The following is a 7,820-nucleotide window of genomic DNA, read 5'->3' on the forward strand; positions in this document are numbered from 1 at the left end:
ACGATAATCAATTCCAGAATTGTTAAAAACTGCTGTTAACCCTAACTCAACACCCTTAATATTTACAACTGATTGCAGATGTATCAGTACAAACAAAGCTTTTACTAAAACCGTGGGATCACCTCCTCAAAACCAATTACAGTAAATTTACCATAAAAATATAAAAAGAATTATTATAGGTGGTAATGATTATCTAAACTTTGAAAAAAAGGCATTGAGACTATGTTGACTGAAGAAATCACAAATACAGTACCTGTAACAGTACTCACAGGCTACCTGGGTGCAGGAAAAACCACTTTACTTAACCATATTCTCACCTACGAACATGGCAAAAAAGTTGCTGTAATTGTGAATGAATTTGGCGAAGTTGGTATTGATAATCAACTGATTATTGATGCAGATGAAGAAATCTTTGAAATGAACAATGGTTGTATTTGCTGTACAGTACGAGGTGATTTAATTCGTATTGTGGGCAATTTAATGAAGCGGCGCGATAAGTTCGACCATTTAGTAATTGAAACCACTGGTTTAGCCGACCCAGCCCCAGTCATTCAAACATTTTTTGTTGATGAAGATATGCAAAGTCTACTATCTCTAGATGCAGTAGTAACTGTTGTAGATGCAAAACATATTTGGCAACATTGGGACGCAGACGAAGCACAAGAACAGATTGCTTTTGCCGACGTAATTCTTTTGAATAAAACTGATTTGGTAACGCCAGAACAGTTGGAGGAGTTGGAAAAGCGGATTCGGAGTATGAATGCTATGGCTAAAATCTACCCTACCCAAAACGCACAACTAGGAATGGATGCTTTGTTGGGTGTGAAAGCCTTTGACTTAGACCGCGCCTTGGAAATTGACCCGGATTTCTTAGGTGAAGATGCTCACGAACATGATGAAAAAGTTTATTCTGTAGCTTTGGTAGAAAGTGGTGAACTAGACGGGCAAAAACTCAACGCTTGGCTTTCGGAATTATTGCAGACCCAAGGGACAGACATCTTCCGCATGAAAGGGATTTTAAATATTGCTGGAGAAGATAATCGCTATGTGTTCCAAGGTGTACACATGATATTAGATGGCAGACCTGACCGGCCTTGGAAAGCAAATGAAACTCGTAAAAATGAATTAGTTTTCATTGGACGCAATCTTGATGAAGCCCAATTGAAGCAAGATTTTCTCGCTTGTTTTGCATGAAGTAGTCACAGACGCAGGGGTAGCGCGTCTCGATAAGGTAGATTATTTTTTCCCTTCTGTTGTTACATCTGCATAGATTATGAATCCCACAGCTAACAAAACCAAGGAATTTGAAGAACACTATTCAACAACGCTTTCAGATTATGTGATTGCGATCGCCTGGTCGCCTCATGGTAAAACTTTAGTAGCCACCACCGCAGCTGGTGAAGTGGTAATGTGGCATGATGGCAACCTCACAACCTTACAAAGTGGTAACGGTACATCAGTAGACTGTGTGGCTTTTTCCCCAGATGGCAAATTTTTGGCCATTGCTGGACAGGATGGACAGGTAAAAATTTGGCAAGATACCAAATTAATTGCTACACTGCAAAACGCCCCTGCATGGGTGGATAAACTAGCGTGGAGTCCTACCAATAACCAACTAGCTTTTAGTTTAGGGCGTTACGTCCAAGTCTGGGATGCCGATACTAAAGAAGTTGTTGTCACACTTAACTTTGATAACTCTTCAGTATTGGGGATTGATTGGCGTAGTGATGGCCAATACTTAGCCATTGGTGGCTATCAGGGAGTCAAGATTTGGGATAGCCAAAACTGGGATCAAGAACCATATCTTTTAGATATGCCTAGTGTCAGTATAGCAATGGCTTGGTCTCCTGATGGCAAATTCCTCGCTTCTGGCAACATGGATCGTAGTGTCGCCGTTTTAGAATGGAATAATCCCGATCCTTGGGTTATGCAAGGCTTTCCTGGTAAAATCCGTAAATTAGCATGGTCAGAAGCTACTACAAAACTGGGCGCACCGATTTTGGCATCTTCCAGCGTTGAAGGTATCGTGGTTTGGGAAAAACTAGAAGATGAATCCTTGGGTTGGGAAGCACGAGTTTTAACTAATCATGTAGATATTATCACTGCGATCGCCTTTGCACCTAACAGTTTCCTTCTTGCTTCCGCCGCCAGTGATGGCTGGCTGTGTTTGTGGAACAAAGCAAAACAAGTAACCCAAGTACTGACAGGTGTTTCCGCCGGGTTTTCTACCCTAGCTTGGCATCCCCAAGGTAAATTCCTCGCCGCAGGTGGTGACAAAGGTGAATTACTGATTTGGTCTAAGGTGTTACGAGGTCAAGGATTCGGACGTAGTTAAGAATACCTAATTATTTAGGTTGAAGGTAGTCATTTTATTGGCTATGCTGTATCAGAAATAGTATTTATCTGTGAATTATGAACATATCCAAAATGATTTTGCTTGCCTGTCCTACATTTATTGCATCTATACTATTGGTAGCAAATCCGGCACAGGCATCTAGTTTTAATCTTCAATCTGCTACACCCATGATTTCCGTAGCATCGACCCCAACCATTGGCGAACTAGTAACCCTTCATACCACGAAAACATCTAATCCAATTATGGATCAATTGGGTTGCAACTGCACTACTTGTTTTCAGTCTAAATTCCAAATGCTACAAGGGCAATTGCCATCTCTGGACTTTTAACAGTTACCAGTTAAGAGACATAAACCTTGTCTACTTTGAGAACTGTAGTTTTTAGTCAAGATGGTGAGATTGCTTCCTTACGTCGCAATGACAAAAACTCCACTTTTCATGATGGACAAGGTTTAACTTCATCGGCTTGGTAACTGTTTACTAATTTAAGGTGTACTTTTATTCTAGATTATGGCAGCTTGCTGTTGAGAATAATTACGGATAAAATTGGCATTTCCCAATTGTCATAATGTCGCCGCCTTTCATTCAGATAAATTAGATTCATCTATTCCCAGTCAGAGTCCTAATCAAAAGCCAGAATTAGTAGACTGTTAAACTAATATCAATAGTATCATTTCCCCGATTTTATCAAAAAGCCGGGGATATTTTTGTTCATAGTGTATTCAAACTTTTTCAAGTTAAGGCTACAATTGCTTTAGATTCATTTGTATGAGTAATCACAAACATAATCACCGCATCTACTATTTTAAAATGTTCATCTTTTTTATACATCAATTGGAAGTTAGTGATGCTAAAAAAAATACTATCAAATAATTTTTTACGAACTACATTAGCCCTATTCACAATTACATTTATTGGCTGTAGAAATCAAGCAACCAGTACTTACTTCACTCAGACAACCACTAATATAAATGAAAATCTTCCTCTTGTTGTCGCCACTACAACTGTACTTTGTGACTTAACTAGACAGGTAGCAGAAAATACAATTAATCTGATTTGCTTGGGTTCTCCTGGTAATGAATCCTACAAATATCAAGCAGCACCAGCAGACCGGGAAGCGATCGCACAAGCTGATATAATTTTCCACAGTGGCTATAATTTAACACCAGAACTGAGCGAAATAGTTGCAGAAAGTCAAAATCCTCCTGCACTCAAAATAGCTGTAAATCAATTGGCCGTTCCTCAACCACAACAATTTCAAGTATCTGGACAGAATTTAACTAATCCTCATATTTGGCACAATCCTCAAAATGCCATCAGGATGGTAGCGATAATTAGTAACAATTTGGAGAAATTAGCACCCGACAATGCCATATTATATAGTAGTAATACAACAGCAATTCAAAATCAACTAACTCAACTCGATAGTTGGATAAAATCAAGAATAAATACGATTCCTGATAACCAACGAAAATTAGTGACAACGAGTAATATATTAAACTATTACACCACAGCCTACAAAATTCCTTTAGTAGTCGGGTTAAACGGTATCAGTAGTGGAAATAATCCCTCAGATGCACAAGTAAAAAATTGGGCGAAAACTATTCAGCAAGCGCAAGTACCCACAATCTTTGCAGATACCACAATTAACCCCCAATTAATGCAAACTGTGGCTACAAATGCCAATGTAAAAATGTCCAGAAGACCACTCTACACTAATGGACTGGGTGAACCAGGAAGCGAAGCCGATACCTATCAAAACCTGATGGTTGCAAATACCCGCACCATTGTCGAAGGTTTGGGAGGAACTTACTTAATTTTTGCCCCTAAATCTGCCCAGTAATTTTACTGAAAATATTCCCTGTTCCCCGTTCCCTATTCCCTACCTCTACGAGTAAATATGGCTACACCACGCAAGCTACAGAAACTAAACCGGATTCCTATATTGAGATTCATTCTTTAGTTTCTGCTTTTGTGGAGATAATTGTTTCATAATAGCAGCAGCTATTCTACAGTCAACGAATGAGAACATCAGGAGAAAGATGATTATGGGTCTGTTTGATCAAATTATCGGTGCTGTTAGCAATCCCAATCAACAAGCTAGTTTAGGTCAACTCGGCAGTATTCTTAACACTGTTAATCAGCTGAGTAATGCCACTGGAACAAATCCTTCAACCATACAATCGGTTGTTGGTGTAGTAGGTAACTATGTACGTTCTGCTTTACAACAGAAGCAAGCCTCAGAAGGTAGTGAAGCAACCCAAGCATTGGTTAATCAATATGCTGGGACTTCTTCTAACCCTCAAGCCGTAAGTTCTCTGTTTTCCCCTCAAATCCAACAGCAGGTAGCACAGGTAGCTTCTCAACATACAGGATTAGATGCTGGTACAATTGGGCAATTGTTACCTGTAATTGTGCCTATAGTATTAAATTTATTGCAATCTGGTGCTAATACTCAAAATCCCCAAACTAGTGGAAATTCTGTATTGAATTCTTTCTTGGATGCCAACGGGGATGGAGATGTCAATGTTGCCGACGCTATTCAATTATTTAGTAGATATGTTGGCAAGTAGTCGGGAAAATTGTAGAGTCAATAAAAGTCCTAAGTATTGCCCTACTCAATTCACCCATGACTACCGTACCCTTAAGCTGGCAAGAACTAGAAACCCTCACGGACTATCAAATAGATACTGTTAATGGCCTCACCAATGCTAGAGCCAGGTTACGCTTGTTTGGTCAGTCCGAATCTGATGTACGGGTAACACTGTACCGCGATAACCACGCTTGGTGTCCTTACTGTCAAAAAGTTTGGTTATGGCTGGAGGAAAAACAGATCCCCTACCGCATCGAAAAAGTGACAATGTTCTGCTATGGGGAAAAAGAAAGTTGGTACAAACGTAAAGTCCCATCAGGAATGCTCCCTGCAATTGAGCTAGATGGAAAGATTATTAAGGAAAGCGATGATATTTTGATCGCTTTGGAAAAGGTTTTTGGTTCATTGAACCAAGGGATGAAAGACCGCAGGGTGCTGACTCTACGTCAATTAGAACGACTTTTATTTAGAGCTTGGTGTGTTTGGCTGTGTTCTAAGACTGGTTCATCTCAACAAGAACAAATCCACCGAGAACAATTTATCACAGTGGTAGCTCAGGTTGAGGAGGCTCTAGGTTGCACCCCAAGCCCTTATTTTCTAGATAGCTTCGGTATTGTTGATGTGATTTTTACGCCATATCTGGAACGGATGAACGCCAGCCTTTATTACTACAAGGGCTACTCCCTGCGAGAAGAAAACCCTCGCTTAAAGGCATGGTTTGCGGCAATGGAAAGCCGACCTACCTACTGCGGTACTCAGAGCGATTTTCACACCCACGCACATGATTTACCGCCCCAGATGGGTGGCTGTTGGGAAAACGGCGAACCCCAGATGCTTCTCAATAAAGCACGGGTGGATAATGGCCCCTGGTTTGGACTACCAGATGTTACTTATCCAGAACCCGAAAACTCACGCATGGAAGCTCTTCAAAGAACTATCAAACACCGCATAAATATTATCCGAGTTAACCCCTTAGATGATAGATTGTTTGATCAAGCGCTACGTTGTGCTTTAACTCAGATGATGACTGGTAAAGACTGTGTACCGCCATCGGGATCTGATGTTGCTCTCCGATATTTGCGCGATCGCATTAATGTACCACGAGATATGTCCATCTACGCAGCCAAGCGATTGCGGGAATCCCTGGAGAAAACCGCAGCCCTTGCAGGTAATGGTCAGCCAGCACCCATTCCCATTCAGCATCGAAGAGATCAAGACCCATCTAACTTTTTAAAGCGTTGACTCCCACTGTGATAGCTGTCTACTCGTCCCAATTCATCAATATCTGAACATGAACATCGACCGATTGCAGAAACTCAAGGAAAAATTGACTGTTGAAGCAGACTTATCCCGTATCTGGTTATTTTATATGGATCATTTTGCGGATCATGCCGAATTTACTGAACTGGGTAAGCCTGCCTATAATCAATACCTAGATACTGTCCTGCACAACACTTGTCAGCAAATGTTTGGTAAGACAATAAAAATTACTCACTTTCTGCCAATTTGCATTGCAGAATATCATTTTTTTCATGCCCCTTTCCAAGTTGAAAAACGGATTGGGGGTGTAATTTATTTCGAGGATATAAAAATTGGCTTAATTGCTGTATCAGCAGATTATCCTCCTACAGATGAGGTTAAATATTCACGTTTTTCTGAGATCATGCAATTGCCAACACCTAATCGTAACGATCTTAATTAAGACAAGTCTAAGTTATTAAGTAAGTTGACGAGAATCAAGACCACTATGTGAATTCATGTAAAAATATAATAATTTGGCTCGTAGTAAGGGCTTTAGCCCTGAATTCAGTACTTGAGTCCTGACTACAAACCTTTAATTAGGGTTTGCTGAATAAGTTATCTGTGGAGATTAGGGAACAGGGAACAGGGAACAGTTTCAAGAGTTTAGTAGGGAAAATTTTTCCTTTGAATCAAACTTAAATGCAAGGTTTTCGAGTTCCCACTTCATAAAAGCTTGCACTTTTTCAATTTCAAACAGGCTAAAATCCTTTACCTGTAATGTTTTTAGATTTCTTCAGCAAGCCCTAATTATTAGAGATGTCTATTATGTTCCTGGACGAGAGCGAATATGATCGGGTATATGATGGCGATCGCCTAATATTTCTAACAAAGGGCCATTAACATCAAATTTAACCATACTTACCGATGCAACCAAAATATTCACCCGATAGCGATAGCGTCCTAAATCAATTCCCAGTAAACTGCAAAGCATAATCCGAATTGTGGCTTTATGGGAAACCACTAAAACATTACCTTCGGGATGTTTTTCTTGAATTTCAGCAATTACAGGCATAGAACGGTTAGCAATATCTACCGCAGTTTCTCCACCTAGTGGTGCATTCCAAGCGGGTTCTGTCAACCATTTTACATAGTTTTCTGCGTAATTCTCTTGAGCAAACGATTTACTCTTAGTTTCCCATTTGCCATAACTACCTTCTCTAAGTCCATCACGCAACTGCATATCCATACCGATAGCATCACAAAATGGCTTGGCAGTTGCAATTGTGCGCTTCATTGGGCTAACATAAACCCCTGACCACTTCAATTTTTGATACACATCGGCAAAACTGGATGCCATCTGCATCCCTTCAGAAGTCAACTCTGCATCAGTTTCACCACAGAAATTACCACTTTGACTAAAAGTAGTTTCTCCATGTCGCAGTATATATAAATTGAGTGTCATAGTTTGTATTGCGATTGGATAAAGGAGTTTGTGTAAAAATAAACTACCACTAATCTTGCAATCGAGGATGTTACACCACGACAAAGTAATCAACCAAAAAAGTCAATCAACCACAAAGTTTTGAAATTGAAGGTAACAACAGCAGTTTCAGTCCCCTTGCGGGCTTAA

General features: G+C 40.1%; 9 protein-coding genes. 8 read left to right on the forward strand and 1 reads right to left on the reverse strand.

The window, feature by feature from the left end; translation table 11 throughout:
- The first annotated feature begins 222 nt into the window (after positions 1-222).
- From VB654_RS15545 to VB654_RS15580, 8 genes are all read left to right on the forward strand, one after another.
- Complete coding sequence (locus VB654_RS15545; protein WP_323214680.1) at positions 223-1,194, forward strand: GTP-binding protein; 972 nt, start codon at positions 223-225, stop codon at positions 1,192-1,194.
- 79 nt (positions 1,195-1,273) lie between these two features.
- The gene (locus VB654_RS15550; RefSeq protein ID WP_323214681.1) at positions 1,274-2,335 is read left to right on the forward strand and encodes a WD40 repeat domain-containing protein; all 1,062 of its coding nucleotides are present in this window, start codon (positions 1,274-1,276) and stop codon (positions 2,333-2,335) included.
- A gap of 77 nt (positions 2,336-2,412) precedes the next feature.
- Positions 2,413-2,685 (forward strand): hypothetical protein, encoded by a 273-nt coding sequence (locus VB654_RS15555; protein ID WP_323214682.1) that lies wholly within the window; start codon positions 2,413-2,415, stop codon positions 2,683-2,685.
- A gap of 216 nt (positions 2,686-2,901) precedes the next feature.
- Entirely contained in the window at positions 2,902-3,009 is a 108-nt protein-coding gene (locus tag VB654_RS15560) for a hypothetical protein (RefSeq protein ID WP_323214683.1), read from the forward strand.
- 193 nt (positions 3,010-3,202) lie between these two features.
- Positions 3,203-4,198: a metal ABC transporter solute-binding protein, Zn/Mn family gene (locus VB654_RS15565; RefSeq protein ID WP_323214684.1), complete on the forward strand. Its 996-nt coding sequence runs from the start codon at positions 3,203-3,205 to the stop codon at positions 4,196-4,198.
- Between the two features lie 205 nt (positions 4,199-4,403).
- Positions 4,404-4,928, forward strand: coding sequence for a DUF937 domain-containing protein (locus tag VB654_RS15570; RefSeq protein WP_323214685.1), 525 nt, complete (start codon positions 4,404-4,406; stop codon positions 4,926-4,928).
- A gap of 56 nt (positions 4,929-4,984) precedes the next feature.
- Complete coding sequence (locus VB654_RS15575) at positions 4,985-6,190, forward strand: glutathione S-transferase family protein (protein WP_323214686.1); 1,206 nt, start codon at positions 4,985-4,987, stop codon at positions 6,188-6,190.
- Between the two features lie 85 nt (positions 6,191-6,275).
- Complete coding sequence (locus tag VB654_RS15580; RefSeq protein ID WP_323214687.1) at positions 6,276-6,650, forward strand: hypothetical protein; 375 nt, start codon at positions 6,276-6,278, stop codon at positions 6,648-6,650.
- Positions 6,651-7,013: 363 nt separating this feature from the next.
- Here VB654_RS15580 and VB654_RS15585 read toward each other — a convergent pair whose 3' ends face one another.
- Entirely contained in the window at positions 7,014-7,652 is a 639-nt protein-coding gene (locus tag VB654_RS15585; RefSeq protein WP_323214688.1) for a histidine phosphatase family protein, read from the reverse strand.
- Positions 7,653-7,820 lie beyond the last annotated feature (168 nt).

The organism is Nodularia sp. UHCC 0506 (genome assembly GCF_034931045.1).
Taxonomy (GTDB): Bacteria; Cyanobacteriota; Cyanobacteriia; order Cyanobacteriales; family Nostocaceae; genus Nodularia.